This is a genomic window from Paracoccus albicereus, assembly GCF_024359525.1.
Lineage (GTDB): Bacteria > Pseudomonadota > Alphaproteobacteria > Rhodobacterales > Rhodobacteraceae > Paracoccus > Paracoccus albicereus.
The window spans coordinates 151,015-166,915 of record NZ_JAKZEU010000004.1; the positions used below are offsets into that span (position 1 = coordinate 151,015).

Below are 15,901 nucleotides of genomic sequence, written 5' to 3' on the forward strand. Positions count from 1 at the left end.
TTTCCTTTCTTCAGGCGCGGTAGAGCGGCTCGGGGCGGGTGAAAAACGCGTGCAGGATCTGGTAGGTGATCATGAAGTTCTTCTGCGAGAACGAGGCGTGCGAGATGCCGGGCATCACCGCGAATTCCTTGTCGGCGTTCGGAAGAGCCGCGAAGAATTCCAGCAGATCCTCCATACTCGCGATGCCGTCGTATTCGCCGCGCAGGATCGCGACCGCCATGGTCAGCTTCTTCGGATCGACCAGCGGCAGGTTCGCGCACATGTCGATATAGGTGCCGTTGGGCATGGAATCGTCCAGCTCCAGCACCTGGTCGATGAAGGGCTGCGCGAAATCGTCATGGACCGTTCCGGGATGGTCGCGGTTGAAGATCGACCACATGAATTCCTCGTTCTGCGGCCGCCGGGTCGTGCCGCGCCACTGGTCGAGCTTCTTGGCCCGAGCTTCAAGCGTCGGGCTGCCCTTTCCGGTCCAGACCATCGCGTCCAGCGCAGCGCGCGACACGCGGTCGGGATTGCGCTCGGCGAACTTCGCCGCGCGCAGCGCGCCGGACGAGATGCCGTAGACCATCAGCGGCCCTTCGATCCCGTGTTCGTCACGCATGTGATCGGCCACCGCGAGCGCGTCGTCGGCCCCGTCGCTGATCGTCGCCAGCACGTCGTCGCCCTTGTAGGACCGGCCATAACCCCGGCAGTCGAAACACCAGGTGTCGAAACCGCGGGTGGCAAACCAGTTCATGACCGAGGCGTAGGGCTTGCCTTCGACCTGCAGGTCGAAGGTCGGCTGGCTGGCCATGGACGAACCGTGGACGAACAGGATCGTACCGCGCGACTTCTGGTTGCCGACGCGCGGCTTTTGCCAGACGAACACCTTCTGCCCCTGTGAGGTCGTCTCGTGCGCGATGCCTTCGACGGCTTCCGCGCTATAAAGGTCATCCATTCTCGGTCTCCTTTGGATTGGTGGATCGAACGGGCCAGGCCCGTCCGTCATTCGAATTTGAGGATGAGCAGGCCGCGGTTGCGATCGAGCAGGTAGATCGTGCCGTCCTCGCCGACCGCGACATCGTTCGATTGCGGCGCGGGCTGATCGCCCAGCGGTTCGGGAACGAAATATCCCACCTCGACCGGCGCCTCGGGATCAGCTGCATCGATGATCCGCAGACCGCCGGAAAACCACGCTGCGTAGATCAGCGTGCTATCCAGCCGTTCGTGGAACTGGTGTGCGCCGAAGCGGCCCGGCGCGCGGCTGTACGGCGAGGCGTTCTGATCCAGCGTGAAGATCGACAGCGGCTTCATGTTGCCCAGATCGCTTGCATCGAAAAGCCACAGGAAGCCGTGCAGGCGGCCGTGTTCGTGATCGTGTTCCTCATCGATCACGGCGGCGATGCGGCGGCCCCCGATCGGATTCTCGAACGGCATGGCCGTATGCGTGGGCTCGGGGATCGCGGGGTGGTAGTCGTATTCGCCGATGGTCTGCAGGTCCGACAGGTTCCGCGCGTCAATGACGCGAAAGCCCGCATGCCAGACCGACGCCCACAATTCGTCGCCGCATTTCATCGCATGGTGCAGACGGTGGCGAAGACCCGACCAGTGCGGCGTCTCGCCGCCCGCGACATGCTGGCCGGGCATCCACCAGCGGCCAACCTCGGCCGGGTTGGCGGGATCGGCCAGATCATAGACGACAAGGATGTTGCCCTTGTAGCCCTCCATCTCGGTCGAGATGTAGGCGTGGGTCGCGTCCATGTCGAAGCGGTGCACGCCGACGCCGCCGGTTCGGTGATGTGTCAGAAGTTTCGGATTGGCGCAATCGGCGATGTCCCAGACCCGAAAGCCGCCATCGCCGTATTCCAATCCTGTCAGACCGCGCAGACGCGCCATGTCGGATGGATCAGCGCCGATCCGTTCGGCAATCTCGTCATCGGTCGGGCTGCGGCCGAGGTCGGCCTTCAACGCAGCCTCGGCCTCGGGGATCGCGTTCGCGCGCCTTTTGGCGTGGCGATCGTCCTGTTCGACGTTCGTGATCATCAGATCGCCCGCGACCCGCACCTTGTGGCTGTGCGAGGCGTTGTCGTCGAGCTTGATCTGCGCGACGACCTTGGGGGACGACCGGTCGGACACGTCGATGATCGTGGTGCCGTAAGGCGGGCGCATGTGACCGACAAAGACATGATCGCCTTGGACCACAACCTGACCACCACCCGGGATGTCCAAGGAGGAAAGCTGGCGCACCCGATGGGCGCAGGGCTGTCCCGCGCTGGTGTTGGTCCCGCTCATGCGTCAGGCCCCGTCAGCGACTTGTCCTTCAATCGCTCGAGCTTGGCGCGGCGGCGCGACATGATCGGGGGCAGTGCCAGCGTCAGGATCAGCATGACCCACAGGATGTTGCCAATGGTCGAGGAGAACATGACCATCGGATCATTCCCGGAAATCCGCATCGCCAGCAGGAACGACCGCTCGATCAGCGGACCCAGGATCACCCCGATCAGGATCGCCGCGACGTGATAGCCGGTCTTTCGCGCGACATAGCCGATGATGCCGAAGGCGACCGCGATGCCCATGTCGAACAGGAACCCGCGCGGAACGAAGGCGCCGACCAGAGTGAAGGCGACGATGAACGGCGCGAGATAGACGGTCGAGATCACGGTGATCCGCGACATGTACCGCACCATCGGAAACATGAACGGGATCATCATCACGTACGAGACCGCCATGACAGCAATCACACCGTAGGCAAGCTGCGGCTCTTCGACGAACAGTCGCGGGCCGAAGGGCACACCGTGGAACTGCAGCACGATCATCATGACGGCCGCCGTGCTGCCGCCCGGCACGCCGATGGCGAGAAGCGGTACCAGCGTTCCCGTGGTGACACCGTTATTGGCGGATTCCGGTGCGATGACGCCCTGCGGATGGCCCGTGCCGAATTTCTCGGGCGTCTTGGAGAAGAACTGGCTTTGCTGATAGGCCACGAAGGACGCGATGCTCGCACCGGCCCCCGGCAGTACGCCGATCACCAGCCCCAGAAGCGAGGTCCAGATGATCTGCCACCAATGCGAGAATGCCGAGAAGATCTCGCGCGCGCTTTCGCGCCAAGTCGCTGCGGTCTTGGGCTGATCGCCCTCTTCGACCAGCGCGTCGCTTTCCAGCATGACGAGCGCTTCCGAGATCGCGAAAAGGCCGATCAGCGCGGGAACCAGCGGCACCCCGTCAAAGAGCTCCAGGAAGCCGAACGTGCCGCGCGGCGTGGCATAGATATGGTCGGCGCCCATCGCGCCCAGCATCAGACCGAACGCGCCCGCGATCAAGCCTTTCAGCATGTCCTTGGCCGCGATCGAAGCGATCAGCGCCAGGCCGAACAGCATCACCACGACCATTTCGACGCTGTGGATGTAGTAGCCCACGCGTGACAGCGCCGGCAGCGCGAAAAGCGTCACGACCGAGCTGACGAACCCGCCGAGGACCGAGGCGACGAAGCAGAGCGACAGCGCCTTGACGGCCTCTCCCTTGCGGGTCATCGGATAGCCGTCGAGCGTCGTGGCCGCGGCTCCGCCCGTTCCGGGGATGTTGACGAGGATCGCCGGTATGCCGCCCCCCAGGTGAGAGGCGCAGTAAAGCGCGACCATGAAAGCCAGCGCATATTCGACGTTCAGCGCCAGCGTCAGCGGCAACAGGATGATGATCGTGTTGTGCGCGGCAAAGCCCGGAACGGCCCCGGCGATCAGCCCGACGACAATCGCGGGCAACATGATCCACCACATGCTGAACGCATGGCCGAACAGCCCCGAGAGGGATGCGAGATCATATTCCATCAGAGCACCGTTCCGATCAGCCGCTCGAACGGGCCTTCAGGAAAATGGGTCCCGAGCAGAAAGATGAAGAAGAACCAGCCGGTCAGCGCGCCGATCGCGGCGATCATGATCCCGCGTCCGATCGGGCGAACCCCCAGTACGAAGAACGACGCCGCCAGAAAGACGAAGGTCGACAGTGTGAAGCCGAGCCAAGGCAGCCCCACTAGGGCGGCAAGGATCAGAAGGAAGAAGATCCCCCGCGACTTGCGCGATTCCTGCGGGCCGAAGAAGTTTCCCATCCCCAGAGAGTAACGCCCCAGCGACAGGCCACGGATGATGCGGATCATGTAGATCGCGACCAGGCTCAGCAGAAGCCCGGCCAGGATGATGCCGCTCAGCTGCGCCTCGGCCGGGAAATCCCACACGGACCAGACGTAGTAGACAGCATACAGCGCGGCGCAGACTGGCAGGATCAGGTCGGCGCCCACCGGCTTTCTGGCGCCAGAACGGTCGTTCATCGGATGGCCTCATGAATGGGGGTACTGGCCCCGCGCGCACCGTCAGGACGGCATCAGCGCGGGGCCGTGTTCGTGGCTAAGGCCGCTTGCGCGGCCTGCCGGTCACTCGTCGCCAGTCAGCAACTCGCGGTATTTCGTGGCGAGTTCAGCCGTCTCTGCGGCTTCGGACATCGCGGCTTCCTGGTCGCCCGGATCGATGAAGGCCGCCGGCACGCCCGCAGCCTCGACCGCGGCGATATAGTCGGGATCGGCCAGCGTTTCGCGGATCGTCTGCTTCAGAACCTCGACACGCTCGGGATACTCTTCCAGCACCGAAGCCTGCACCGCGAACGCGCGCGAACTGGTCAATGGCGGAAGATCGGTGCCCGCAGCCTCGTTCACCGTGGGCGCGTTGCCCGTCTGCTCGGGAACCGGGTTTTCGTCAGCGAAGATGCCCAGCACGCGAGCTTCAGGACCGAAGGTGATCGGGTTCGCAAGCGGAAGAGCCGAGGCGTCAACCTCGCCGGTGATGGCCGCCATCGCGGTGGGGTTGCCGCCGCCATACGGGATCAGGTTGAACTGGGCGCCGGTCGCTTCGCCGAGCGCCAGCATGCCGATCGAGGCCGGGTGCGGCAGGCGGCTGACCGAAATCGTGACCGGCCGGGTCTTCGCCTCTTCGATCAGCTGTTCCAGCGTCTCGAACTCGGAATTCGCGCCGACCCAAATCGCCATCGGCTCGGTGCTGGTCTTCTGGATATAGACCAGATCCTCGCCGATCTCGATCGGCACATCTTGCAATTCCAGCATGATCACTTCCGGACCAATATTGCTGAACATCAGATTGGTCCCGTCAGCCTCGCTCTTCATGAAGAACTCGTAGCCAACCTGTCCGGCAGCGCCGGGGTAATAGCTGAACTCGAAATTGCGGTCGAGATATTTGGACCAGACCTGCGTGATCGCGCGGGCGTCGCGGTCTGCGCCGCCACCCTCACCGGTCGGGATCGTGATGGATACGTTCGTGTCAGGATAGTCTGCATCCTGCGCGTGTGCAGGAGCGATCACCCCCATTGCGGCAGCAAACGTGGCGGCGGCCGCGAAGGCAGCCGTGTCGAATGTCTTGCTCATTTCCGAATCTCCTCCCAGGTCGGTCATGACACGTCGGTCTGGTTGACCAATCGATAACCAATGGTTCAATATGGTCCGAGAAGTGTCAACCTTTATTCTCGATTGGGCACCCAATGGCGACGGAAAATCGGGCGCGTGCGACGCAGGTTCTGGAAGGACTGATCGGCTCTGGCGAATTCGGGCCGGGCGCCCGTCTTCCCCCCGAACGGGAGTTGTCCGCAAGGCTGCAGGTCAACCGTGCGACCCTGCGCAAGCTGCTGACACGACTGGAATTCGAAGGTCGGATCACGCGTCATGTGGGTCGCGGCACCTTCGTTGCGGACAAGCCTGATCGCACGCCGGATCTTTCAGCCACGTCATCGCCGATCGAGCTAATGGACGCGCGTCTGCTTCTTGAGCCGGTGATCGCGCGCGAAGCCGCTGTCCGCGCGCGATCGGCCGAACTCGACGCGATGGAGGACCTTCTGGTCCGCTTCGAGGCGGCAGAGGATTACGGCGAGTTCGAGCACCTCGACATCCTGTTCCACGAAGCCGTCGCGCGGGCCACGCAAAGCTCGATTCTTCAGGGTGTCGACGCGATGCTGCGCAACCTACGCTGCACGCCCGAATGGGATCGGCTGAAAAGAGCCTCCTTCTCGGCCGACACCCGCGCCCTTTACCGGCGGGAACATCGCGCCATTCTGAACGCACTGTCCGAGCGCGATGCCGCAGCGGCCGGACAGGCGATGGAAAGGCACGTGGCCTCGATCCATCGCCGACTGATCCGCATGGGTTGATCGCCGCGCCCATGCGCCGTCCGCCCTAACTGGTGACAGGCGCGGATCCCCGCGCGCCCGACAGGATTCGATGCGCGTCCGTCCCATCTGCGACCGCGCCCACCCAACCGACGAATCCGTCGGGACGGACAAGAACGAGATCGGCACCGTATTCGCTCACCAGCGCAGCGTCCGCCTCCGTCACATGCAGCGGCACGCCGAGAGACGAAGCCGCATCTTCAAAGCTGTCAGCGGCATCACGCGGCGCGAACAGCGTATAGCCGTCGCCAAGCCGCGCAAAGCTGTCGGAGCCATTCGAAGCGATGGGCGTCAGATGGTGACCCGCCCGCGCCTTCTTCCGATGGCTGCCGACGGCTGACGGTGCGCCGTCGCCACCGATCAGAGGTGAGCCTTCGTAATTGGGCTCGAACCGGTCGACCTCATCCGTGGCGCCGGTCGCGCGCTCTGCCCAACTGGCACGGAAGCCGGCAGGATCGTCCTGCGGATCATGGTCCGCCAGGAAGGCGGCATCGGCTTCGATCGAGGCCTCGATGAAATCGCGCGCGGTGGAGATGAAAACGGGACGACGCTCGGCCTCGTAGCTGTCCAGCAGACCCTCGCCGGCCCAGCCTTCCAGCGCGGCCGCAAGCTTCCAGCCCAGATTGCGCGCATCCTCGAAGCCTGTGTTGATGCCATAGCCACCATAAGGTGGATGGCTGTGCGCGGCGTCGCCCGCGATGAAGATCCGCCCTGCGCGATAGCGGTCGGCGATGGCGACGCGCAGGTCCCACAGGCCGACATGCTGGAATTCGATCGGAAACGCCTCGCCAGCCGCGCGATGCAGCAGCGCCTCGAAATCATAGTTCTCGGCGGTTGTTCCGGCAGGAACCGGAGCATGGAAGAAGAACGTGTCATCCTGCGCCACCCGACCGAAGAACTGCCAATAGCCTTTGAGATCGGGGTGAAGGACGTTGACGAAGGATTTGCCCGGATAGTCGCGGGCCATCCGCTGCGACAGTTCGGGCGCACGGAACACCAGCAGGACCATCAGGCGGTCGTGGTCCGACCGCGTCTCGGTGATCCCGGCGGCTTCGCGCACGCGGCTGCGCGCACCGTCGCAACCAACCAGATACCGTCCGGTTAACTCGCGGGTCTCACCATCCTTCGCGCGGGCCGTGACCCGCACGCCGTCGTCGTCCTGTGAGATATCCTCACCGGTCCAGCCGGTTAGCAATTCCACCTGCGGCAACACGGCGGCACGTTCACGCAGCACGGCTTCGGTCGCATATTGCGGCAGGCGTTCGTTGCCGGTCGCATAGAACGGGCGCAGCTTTTCGCGCGGCAGCCAATCATAGGCGATGCCGGAAAACAGCGTACCGTAGGCGGTCAGGCCGCCCCCCATCTCTCGTGGGATCGTACGGGCGGCGCGCAGGGCGTCCTCGCAGCCCCAGGCCCGCATATGCTCCATCGTGCGCGGCGTCAGGTTCTGGCCACGCGGGATGCGCGACGGGGTCTCGCGCCGTTCGATCACCGTGACGGTGTGACCGCGCTGACCCAGTTCGATCGCCAGGCCAAGACCGACCGGCCCGCCGCCGACGATCAGGACATCGCGGTCCGGATCGGCCCCGCTCATGCGATCACCCCCTGTTCCAGGAACAGGTGCTTGGTCTCGAGGAAGTCGTTCAACCCTTCGACGCCGTGCAACCGGCCCAGACCCGATTGCCGATATCCGCCGGTCTCGCCCTCGGCGAACAACCGTCCATGACAGTTCAGCCAGACGGTGCCCGCGCGAATTGCGCGGCCGACTCGGACGGCGCGGGACAGATCGCGGGTGAACAGGCTCGAGGCGAGGCCGTATTCGGTGGCGTTGGCCTTTGCGACGGCCTCTGCCTCGGTCTCGAATCCCTCGATCGAAACGATCGGTCCGAACAATTCTTCCTGCACCAGGGGTGAAGAGGTGTTGTCGATGCGGAACAGGCTGGGCGTCAGGAACGCGCCTGCCGCGTCCGTGCCGCCGGGATTGGCGCCGCGCAGCAGCAATTCGCCTTCTTCGTCCGCCTGCTGGATGATGTCCATCAGTCGCGCTTCGTTCGCCTTGTCGATCAGCGACCCCATTTGGCTGCCGGCATCGCTTCCAGGTCCGGTGCGGACGGCACGGAAGGCGTCGGTGATGCGCGTCTCGAATTCGGCGCGGATTGGCTCATGGACCAGGAACCGCGCGGCGGCGACGCAGATCTGCCCTGCCATCGTCAACGCGCCTCGGGTCAGTTCCGCGATCACGCGGTCCATATCGGCATCTTCGAAGATCACCGCGGGGGCCTTCCCACCAAGCTCCAGGCTCAGCCGCTTCAGAGTCGGTGCCGCAGCCTCCATGATGCGCTTCCCGGTCGCGCTGGAGCCGGTGAAGGAGATCACATCGACCTCCCGTGCGGTCACCAAAGCCTCGCCGACCTCGATCCCGTTTTCGTTGACCGAACCGATGACGCCCACGGGCAGCGAGGGGCAATCGGCCAAGGCGCGCATCACCGCCGCATGGATAAGCGGTGTCTGGTGAGCGGGCTTGATGACGCAGGTGCAGCCCGCAGCCATCGCCGGCGCCAGGCTGCGCACCAGCAGCGTGACGGGCGCGTTCCACGGCACGATGATCGTCGCGACCCCGGCCGGCTCGCGCGTCATGATCGAGAACTGGCCCGGCGCGGGTTCCATCGTCCGACCCAGGATCGTGCGGGCAAGTCCGCCATAGTAACGCGCCTCGGAAATCGCGCCGCGGATCTCTCCCATCGCCTCGGCGCGCAGCTTGCCGTTTTCTGCGACGACAAGATCGGCCAGCGTTTCGGCCTGCGCTTCCAGCCGGTCAGCGAATTCGAACAGCACCTGCGCACGCAGCCGGGGGGACGATGCCCAAAGCCCGTCGCGAAACGTCTCGGCGGCGACCCGGCAGGCCTGCTCCGCCAGGGCGCGCGAGCCGGGGCGATAGCGCCCCAGTATCGTGCCGTCTGCCGGGTTCGTGCTGTCGGCGGCCGGGCCGTCGTCCAGCCATTCGCCGCCGATCCAGTGACCCGCGATCTTGTCCACGATCATGCCGCCAGCCCCAGCAGCGTTTCGGCATTGCGGTGGAAGATCTTCGCGCGCAGGTCGTCCGAGATATCCATCCGCTCGATGATCTCGATCGTGTCGCGGATGTATTTTGGACCGCCTTCGGGATCGAACGGCGCATCCGATGCGAAGATCACTCGATCCTCGCCGAAGAATTCGATCGCATGCTCGATGGCCTTCTGCGAGCCGAAGCTGGCGGTGTCGGCGTAGAACTCCTTGAAATACTCCAGATGCGGGCGCTGCAGTTTGTCGAGCACCTCTGCCTTCAGGTCGCGGTCCGACGTCCGTTTGCCCATCTGGTCCCAGCCGGGGCCGACACGGCCTTCGAAGAAGGGGATCATACCGCCTGCGTGGTGGGTGATGACCTTCAGGCCGGGATGCTTGTCGAAAAGGCCCGAGAAGACCATCCGCGCCATCGCGGCCGAGGTCTCGTAGGGCCAGCCGAAGGTCCACCAGATCTCGTATTCCGACTTCTCCTCGGCGAGATAATCGGTGAAGTTCGCGCCGCGCGCGGGGTGCATCCAGACGGGTTTTCCCACCTCGGCCATGTAGGCGAAGAACGGGTCGAATTCAGGCCTGTCCAGCGGCTTGCCGCCCACATTGGTGAAGATCTGCATCCCCGAAGCGCCGGCCTCGATCGCGTGGCGGCTTTCGGCAACGGCGGCCTCGGGATCGCCCATCGGCGCGGTGCCGATAAAGGCGGGGAAGCGGTCAGGATACTTCTGGCAGAGTTCGGCCATCGAATCCGTGCCGATCCGCGCCAGTTCGACCGCCTTGTCGGGGCCGGCCAGCAATTCCAGCGGCGGCGAGGCCAGCGACAGGACCTGCTGATAGCCTTCGCCGAACATGTCCATCACCTGAAAGCGCCGGTCCAGATCGGTCATCATCGGCACGTCGCCGGACCGTTTGGTGATATCGGTCATCGTGCCGATATGGCCGATCAGCGCCTGATAGAAAGGCTGCGGCCAGATGTGGTTGAACATGTCGATCTTTTTCATGGTGCTCTCCTCAATGGGTTTCGGCCGTTTCGGCGGATGATGGTGCGGCATCTGTGCCGGCGCGACGGTCCTGCAACGCTGACGTGATGCGCGTCGCGGCGTCGCGGATGTCATCGCAAAGCGCGGCCTCGGCCGTGTCGTTCAGCAATTCGCTGGGCGTCGTGGCGCAGATCACCGCGATGGGCGCCTGCGCGGAATCGAAGATCGGTGCGGCGATACCGACGACGCCGCGCGTCACTTCGCCGCGGGCCACCGCGACACCCGAGCGGCGAATTTCACGCAGGCTTTTCTGGATGTCTTCGCGGGTCGTGCCCAGACCGATTTCTGTGAGGTCGCTCATGTTCGCTTCGATCAGCGGCAATGCTTGCCGCCGCGGCAGCCAGGCCATGATCGCACGCGAAATCGCGCCCCGCGCCAACGGCATCGGACGCCCACGCGGGTAGCTGGAGGCCGAGGTCGTCCGACATTCCGACGCCACGCACAGGATTCGGCCGCCGTACCAGCGCGTCAGAAGCGCAGTGCAGGGATAGGTCTCGGCCAGATGATCCAGATGCGGCTGCGCGCCCAGCGTGATCGGGTCCGACTTGCGCAGAAGGAAGTCCATCTCGACCACTTTGGGTCCCAACGTGAACCCGGCCCCTGGCAGCGAGGTCAGAAGCCCGGCCTCGCGCAGCGTCTTGAGATAGCGGTACAGCGTCGGCCGGCTGTAGCCGAGCGTCTCGATCATCTGCTCGGGCGTCCATTCCAGCCGCGTCTCGTCAAACAGTTCGAGAATGGCCAGCGTGCGCGCCAGGGTGCTGCGGTCCTCGCTCATACGGATCAACCCGATGTCGCGGCGCGGCGCGTGCGCAGGATATCGACGATCAGCAGCCCCGCCCCAAGGGCGACCCCGACCAGATCGGTCGCGCCCGCGCCGGGGAAGGCCTGCGCCGGGACCAGTGCCAGCAGCCCCGCCACGATGTAGAGCGCCCGCTGCCCCATGCTCAGCCGGTCGAGCGCATAGCCCGCCAGCCCTGCCGAGACGAGGTAGACGCCGATCACCGCCGTCACCACCGCCAGCGCCACCGCGGCCGGTTCACCGATCAACAGCAGCGTGGGCGAGAAGACGAATAGAAACGGGATCACGAAGGCGGTCCAGCCGAACCGCATCGCGGCCCAGCCGGTCGCCATTGCCGGCGCCCGCGCGATCGAGGCGGCGGCGAACGCCGCCAGCGCGATCGGCGGCGTAATCATCGACATCATTCCGAAATAAAGGACGTAGAGATGCGCGGCGATCGGCTCGACCCCCATCTCGACCAAGGCCGGGGCGACCAGAGCGGCCAGAAGGACATAGACGCCCAGCGTGGGCAGCCCCATCCCCAGGACGATGCAGACTGCCGCCGAGAGGACCAACAGCAGAAGCAGGCTGCCACCACCGATCTGGACCAGCGCATAGGTCAGGTTGAAGGACAGACCGGTCAGGTTCAGCACACCGATGACGATGCCCGCCCCGGCAGAGATCAGGATGATTTCGACCACCGCGTGCCCGGTGCCGGCGAAGGCGCCGAACAGCTGCCGCAGTCCGGGCCGCTGCCCCCGATAGCCGAAGATCAGCGCGGTCACGGCGACCGATGCGGCGGCAAGCAGGGCTGCACGCTCCGGCTGCCACAGCAGGCCGAACAGCGCCCAGATCAACAGGGCGAAGGCGAGAATGAAGTGGATGCCGGTCAGGACCAGACGCTTGGGCGGGATGCGATCGGCGGGAACGGCGCGGATGCCCAGCCGGGCGGCCTCGAGATCGGCCTGGATGAAGAGTGCGGCGTAATACAGCATCGCCGGAAGCAGTGCGGCGAGCGCCACAGCGGAGTATGAGATCGACAGGAATTCTGCCATCAGGAACGCGGCCGCGCCCATTACTGGTGGCATCAGCTGGCCGCCGGTCGAAGCCACGGCCTCGATCGCGCCGGCCTTGTGGGCGGGATAGCCGTCGCGCTTGATCAAGGGAATGGTGACAACCCCGGTGCCCGCGACGTTGGCCACCGCCGAACCCGAGATCGACCCGAACAGCGCCGAGGCGAGTACCGCGATCTTCATCGATCCGCCGCGGAAACGGCCCATGCCCAGAAGCGCGGCATCGGTGAAGAAATCCGAGCCGCGGGTTTCGGTCAGCAGATTGCCGAACAGGATGAAGGCGATGATGACCGCCGCGGCGACCCCCATCGGCAGCCCGAGGATGCCGTTGGAATCCACCGCCATGTAGCCTGCGAGCAGCTGCCAGTTCTGCGGCCGCCCCGCCAGCCTGCCGGGGATCATGTCGCCGAACAGGGCATAGAGGACGAAGACGACAATGATGATGACCAGCGCCCAACCGGTCGCACGGCGCAGTGCCTCAAGCAGCAGGACAAGGACGACCAGCGCGGGTACCCAGACCTCGGGCGGACGCATGAAGACCTGGTTGACCAAGGTCGGATAGCCCAGCGTCAGCCAGGCCATCGCGACGAAGGCCAGCAGAGCCGCAATCAGGTCGTACCAGGGCAGGACCTCGCGCGGCTCGGCGCGGCGGGCTGGCAAACGGATCAGACCCAGCGGCAGGGCCAGAAGCAGGATGGCCGCCAGATATTGCTGGGGATAGAAGGACCACCCCACCATCCGCGGCACATCCAGCGCCCACAGGATCGCGAGACCCGTGATCAGGATCGCCAGAAAATCCGCGACCGGACCCCAGACACGCTTCGGCACGCCGCCACCCAGTCGCGGCGCACCCCGGTCCGGGGCCGCCCTGTCACCACCCGCCGCCATGATTGGTTACCCGTTCGCTTCGGCCGGAAGGCCCTGTTCTTCGAAGAACTTCAGCGCGCCGGGATGATAGGGCGTCACGCCGGTGTCATCAGCGATATGCGCCGGATCGAAGCTGTTGAAGCCCGGGAACGTGGATTTCAGCGTCTCGGTCTGCTCGTAGATCGCCTTGGCCATAGCGTAGGCTTCCTCGTCCGAGACGTTTGCGTTCGCGAAGACCACCTGCGGATAGGCGAAATACCAAGCGTCTTCCTCGACCCCCGGCATCGAGCCGGCCTTCAGTTCGTAGAAGAACGCGGCCGGCCAATGTTCGCGGGCCTTGGCGAGGTTTTCTTCCGTCGGTTCGACCGACAGAGCGCGCAGGCCGCCGACGGCGGCATCCGCCTCGCGCACCTTGCCCGCGCCATGGCCGAAGATGAATCCGTCCGCCTGACCCTGGATAAATGCGTCGGCCCCGCCGACGACCGAAGGCACGTTGACCGGTTCCATATCCGCGCGGGACAGGCCGGCGGTCGCGTAGATCGCGTCAAGCTGCGGCAGGATCGTGTTCTGCGCGGTGTAGCCATCGACCATCGGACGACCCTTCAGATCGGCCACGGTCATGATGTCGCTGTCGGCACGCACGAAGATCGCCTCGACCAGCGGCATGATCGTCGCAACGATGCGCAGGTCGGGGTTCGGCTGGCCCTCGAACCATTCCTTGCCTTCGAAGGCGTAGTTCACCTCTTGCAGGTTGGCGACGCCGAACTGGACCCCGCCGGAATTGACGAACGGGATGTACTGGTTCGGACTGGTCGCCGGCTGGATCGTGGCGTTGATCCCGGCCCTGTTCGCGGCACTGGCGACCGCGGTGCCGATATTGTGGAAGATCGAGCCCGGATTGGACGTGGCAATCCCGACGTTCTGAGCGGACGCGGCCGACGCGAACGCGACGGAACCCAGCGCCGCAGCGATGATGCAATGTTTCATTTCCCCTCCCATGGGTGCGCGGGCCGTCTCTGGCTGCGCGTCAAAAATCTCGACTAGCAAGATTCGTGACCTGATGCTAACCAGAACCCGCAAGATTGCAACCGGGTTCGCGGACGCGGTTTCGGAACGGTTCGCTGGGAGGACGAGGGCGATGGCAGACGGACGGGATGGGGACGGGAAAGTGTCGAGCGTCGCCGAGACGACAGTTGCGACCGGGGCGGAATCCTTGCTGGTCGGATTGAGGGCAGCGGGTATCGACTGGCTGTTTGCGAATTCCGGAACCGACTTCCCCCCGATCATCGAGGCCTATGCCTCCCTTCCCGCGCAGGAGGTTCCCGTGCCCGTGACCATCCCGCACGAGACCGCGGCGATCGGCATGGCACACGGCTATTGGCTGGCGACAGGGCGGATGCAGGCTGTGATGGTTCACGTCAATGTGGGCCTCGCCAACACCGCGATGGGCGTGATCAACGCGCGGTCCGACGACATTCCGATGTTGGTCATGTCCGGTCGCACGCCGATTACCGAAACCGGCCATAGCGGCAGCCGGATGACGCCGATCCAGTACGGGCAGGAGATGTTCGACCAATCCTCGCTGGTCGCGGATTCGGTCAAGTGGCACTACGAGATGCGCTATCCCGAGCAAGGCGCCGGCTTGGTGTCGCGCGCCGCTGCCATCGCCCGTTCGGCACCCGCCGGGCCGGTCTATCTGAGCCTGCCGCGCGAGCCCCTGACCGAAGCGGTCGAACCGCCAGCGCCGGTGCCGCGCGCGCAGGCCGCCGCGACCCTGCCCTGGCCAGACCCCGACGCGATCGCGACGCTGGCGGGCTGGCTGGCCGAAGCCGAGGCGCCGGTCATTCTGATCCAGCGCGGTGATCCGGCGGGCAATGTCGCTGCGGCGCTGGACCAGCTTGCCCGGACGCACGGGATCGCGGTCGCGGAACCCTTTTCCATCCGCAATGTGCTGCCCTCGGACCATCCCTGCCTGATCGGTTACGATGCGAAGGCGGCGACCACTGGGGCCGATCTGGTCGTCGTCATCGACAGCGGCGTGCCGTGGATCGCCGCGACGCAGGCGCCATCGGCGGACGCACGAATCGTTCATATCGGCTGCGACCCGCTGATTGGGCGGATGCCTGTGCGCGGCTACCGCTCGGACCTGTCGCTGACCGGCGATCCGGCTGCGGTCTTGCGCGCCCTTCTGTCCGCGATGGGGGACCCCGCGCCCCAGGCGGCGGTCCGCACTGACAGCCTGGCCGCCAAATCCCGCGCGCGTCGCGAGGCGATCCACGACAAGGCTCGCGCCACAGCGACCGACAATCCCGATGCCCCGATGAGCGCCGAGTGGCTGAGCCTGTGCCTGACGGAAGCGATCGGCCCCGAGGCATTGGTCTTCAGCGAACTCGGCGTTCTGCCTGGCGCGATGAACCTCTCCGGCCCGAACCGGCTTTTCAACAACCCGCATTCCGGCGGCCTGGGCTGGGCGCTACCCGCGGCGCTTGGTGCGCAGCTTTCAGACCGCGAACGGCTGGTCGTCGCCTGCGTCGGCGACGGGTCCTACATCTTCGCGAACCCCGTCGCCTGTCACCAGATCGCCGAGGCGATGGAGCTGCCGGTGCTGACCATCGTGAAGAACAACGCGATGTGGAACGCGGTCCGACGGTCGGTCGTCAACGCCTATCCCGATGGCGCGGCGGTCAGCCGCAACAAGATGCCGCTGGTCTCGCTGGAGCCCCTGCCCGACCTTCTGGCCGCAGCATCGGGCAGCCGCGCGCATGTCGAGCGTGTCATGCGGCCAACGGATCTGCCGGGCGCACTTGACCGGGCGATCGGGGTGATCCGCGACGAACGCCGCCAGGCGGTGCTGGATGTCCGGGTCGAGATTTCGGACAAGGCTTAGGCTT

General features: G+C 65.2%; 13 protein-coding genes. 2 read left to right on the forward strand and 11 right to left on the reverse strand.

What is annotated here, in order from left to right; translation table 11 throughout:
• Positions 1 to 10 precede the first annotated feature (10 nt).
• The 5 genes from MLD63_RS11820 to MLD63_RS11840 all read right to left on the reverse strand — a co-directional run bounded on the left by MLD63_RS11820 (position 11) and on the right by MLD63_RS11840 (position 5,404).
• Positions 11 to 937: an alpha/beta hydrolase gene (locus MLD63_RS11820; protein ID WP_255330115.1), complete on the reverse strand. Its 927-nt coding sequence runs from the start codon at positions 935 to 937 to the stop codon at positions 11 to 13.
• A 47-nt stretch (positions 938 to 984) separates the two neighbouring features.
• Complete coding sequence (locus MLD63_RS11825; protein WP_255330116.1) at positions 985 to 2,271, reverse strand: hypothetical protein; 1,287 nt, start codon at positions 2,269 to 2,271, stop codon at positions 985 to 987.
• On the reverse strand, positions 2,268 to 3,803 hold the full coding sequence (locus MLD63_RS11830; RefSeq protein WP_255330117.1) for a tripartite tricarboxylate transporter permease: 1,536 nt from the start codon (positions 3,801 to 3,803) through the stop codon (positions 2,268 to 2,270). Before MLD63_RS11830 ends, MLD63_RS11825 begins: the two co-directional genes overlap by 4 nt.
• On the reverse strand, positions 3,803 to 4,300 hold the full coding sequence (locus MLD63_RS11835; RefSeq protein ID WP_255330118.1) for a hypothetical protein: 498 nt from the start codon (positions 4,298 to 4,300) through the stop codon (positions 3,803 to 3,805). The genes MLD63_RS11830 and MLD63_RS11835 overlap by 1 nt, the downstream gene beginning before the upstream one ends.
• 102 nt (positions 4,301 to 4,402) lie before the next feature.
• The gene (locus tag MLD63_RS11840; RefSeq protein WP_255330119.1) at positions 4,403 to 5,404 is read right to left on the reverse strand and encodes a Bug family tripartite tricarboxylate transporter substrate binding protein; all 1,002 of its coding nucleotides are present in this window, start codon (positions 5,402 to 5,404) and stop codon (positions 4,403 to 4,405) included.
• A gap of 113 nt (positions 5,405 to 5,517) precedes the next feature.
• Here MLD63_RS11840 and MLD63_RS11845 point away from each other — a divergent pair, with 113 nt between their 5' ends.
• Positions 5,518 to 6,180: a FadR/GntR family transcriptional regulator gene (locus MLD63_RS11845; RefSeq protein WP_255330120.1), complete on the forward strand. Its 663-nt coding sequence runs from the start codon at positions 5,518 to 5,520 to the stop codon at positions 6,178 to 6,180.
• A 25-nt stretch (positions 6,181 to 6,205) separates the two neighbouring features.
• On the opposite strand, the gene MLD63_RS11850 is transcribed toward MLD63_RS11845, so the two are convergent.
• From MLD63_RS11850 to MLD63_RS11875, 6 genes are read right to left on the reverse strand one after another with little or no spacing between them, the layout of a single operon-like run.
• On the reverse strand, positions 6,206 to 7,792 hold the full coding sequence (locus MLD63_RS11850) for an FAD-dependent oxidoreductase (protein ID WP_255330121.1): 1,587 nt from the start codon (positions 7,790 to 7,792) through the stop codon (positions 6,206 to 6,208).
• Positions 7,789 to 9,240, reverse strand: coding sequence for an aldehyde dehydrogenase family protein (locus MLD63_RS11855; RefSeq protein WP_255330122.1), 1,452 nt, complete (start codon positions 9,238 to 9,240; stop codon positions 7,789 to 7,791). Before MLD63_RS11855 ends, MLD63_RS11850 begins: the two co-directional genes overlap by 4 nt.
• Entirely contained in the window at positions 9,237 to 10,253 is a 1,017-nt protein-coding gene (locus tag MLD63_RS11860) for an amidohydrolase family protein (protein WP_255330123.1), read from the reverse strand. The genes MLD63_RS11855 and MLD63_RS11860 overlap by 4 nt, the downstream gene beginning before the upstream one ends.
• Positions 10,254 to 10,263: 10 nt before the next feature.
• A complete protein-coding gene (locus MLD63_RS11865) occupies positions 10,264 to 11,067 on the reverse strand; it encodes an IclR family transcriptional regulator (protein ID WP_255330124.1) in 804 nt (267 codons plus the stop codon).
• Positions 11,068 to 11,072: 5 nt separating this feature from the next.
• Positions 11,073 to 13,031, reverse strand: coding sequence for a TRAP transporter permease (locus MLD63_RS11870; RefSeq protein WP_255330125.1), 1,959 nt, complete (start codon positions 13,029 to 13,031; stop codon positions 11,073 to 11,075).
• 6 nt (positions 13,032 to 13,037) lie between these two features.
• On the reverse strand, positions 13,038 to 13,997 hold the full coding sequence (locus MLD63_RS11875) for a TAXI family TRAP transporter solute-binding subunit (RefSeq protein ID WP_255330126.1): 960 nt from the start codon (positions 13,995 to 13,997) through the stop codon (positions 13,038 to 13,040).
• 151 nt (positions 13,998 to 14,148) lie between these two features.
• On the opposite strand from MLD63_RS11875, the gene MLD63_RS11880 reads away from it, so the two are divergent.
• Positions 14,149 to 15,897, forward strand: coding sequence for a thiamine pyrophosphate-requiring protein (locus MLD63_RS11880; protein WP_255330127.1), 1,749 nt, complete (start codon positions 14,149 to 14,151; stop codon positions 15,895 to 15,897).
• Positions 15,898 to 15,901 lie beyond the last annotated feature (4 nt).

Coding starts and splice junctions, on each gene's coding strand:
- MLD63_RS11830 (WP_255330117.1), bottom strand. CDS start 3,803: ATGGAATATGATCTCGCATCCCTCTCGGGGCTGTTCGGCCATGCGTTC.
- MLD63_RS11855 (WP_255330122.1), bottom strand. CDS start 9,240: ATGATCGTGGACAAGATCGCGGGTCACTGGATCGGCGGCGAATGGCTG.
- MLD63_RS11860 (WP_255330123.1), bottom strand. CDS start 10,253: ATGAAAAAGATCGACATGTTCAACCACATCTGGCCGCAGCCTTTCTAT.
- MLD63_RS11880 (WP_255330127.1), top strand. CDS start 14,149: ATGGCAGACGGACGGGATGGGGACGGGAAAGTGTCGAGCGTCGCCGAG.
- MLD63_RS11850 (WP_255330121.1), bottom strand. CDS start 7,792: ATGAGCGGGGCCGATCCGGACCGCGATGTCCTGATCGTCGGCGGCGGG.
- MLD63_RS11845 (WP_255330120.1), top strand. CDS start 5,518: ATGGCGACGGAAAATCGGGCGCGTGCGACGCAGGTTCTGGAAGGACTG.
- MLD63_RS11870 (WP_255330125.1), bottom strand. CDS start 13,031: ATGGCGGCGGGTGGTGACAGGGCGGCCCCGGACCGGGGTGCGCCGCGA.
- MLD63_RS11875 (WP_255330126.1), bottom strand. CDS start 13,997: ATGAAACATTGCATCATCGCTGCGGCGCTGGGTTCCGTCGCGTTCGCG.
- MLD63_RS11825 (WP_255330116.1), bottom strand. CDS start 2,271: ATGAGCGGGACCAACACCAGCGCGGGACAGCCCTGCGCCCATCGGGTG.
- MLD63_RS11865 (WP_255330124.1), bottom strand. CDS start 11,067: ATGAGCGAGGACCGCAGCACCCTGGCGCGCACGCTGGCCATTCTCGAA.
- MLD63_RS11820 (WP_255330115.1), bottom strand. CDS start 937: ATGGATGACCTTTATAGCGCGGAAGCCGTCGAAGGCATCGCGCACGAG.
- MLD63_RS11840 (WP_255330119.1), bottom strand. CDS start 5,404: ATGAGCAAGACATTCGACACGGCTGCCTTCGCGGCCGCCGCCACGTTT.
- MLD63_RS11835 (WP_255330118.1), bottom strand. CDS start 4,300: ATGAACGACCGTTCTGGCGCCAGAAAGCCGGTGGGCGCCGACCTGATC.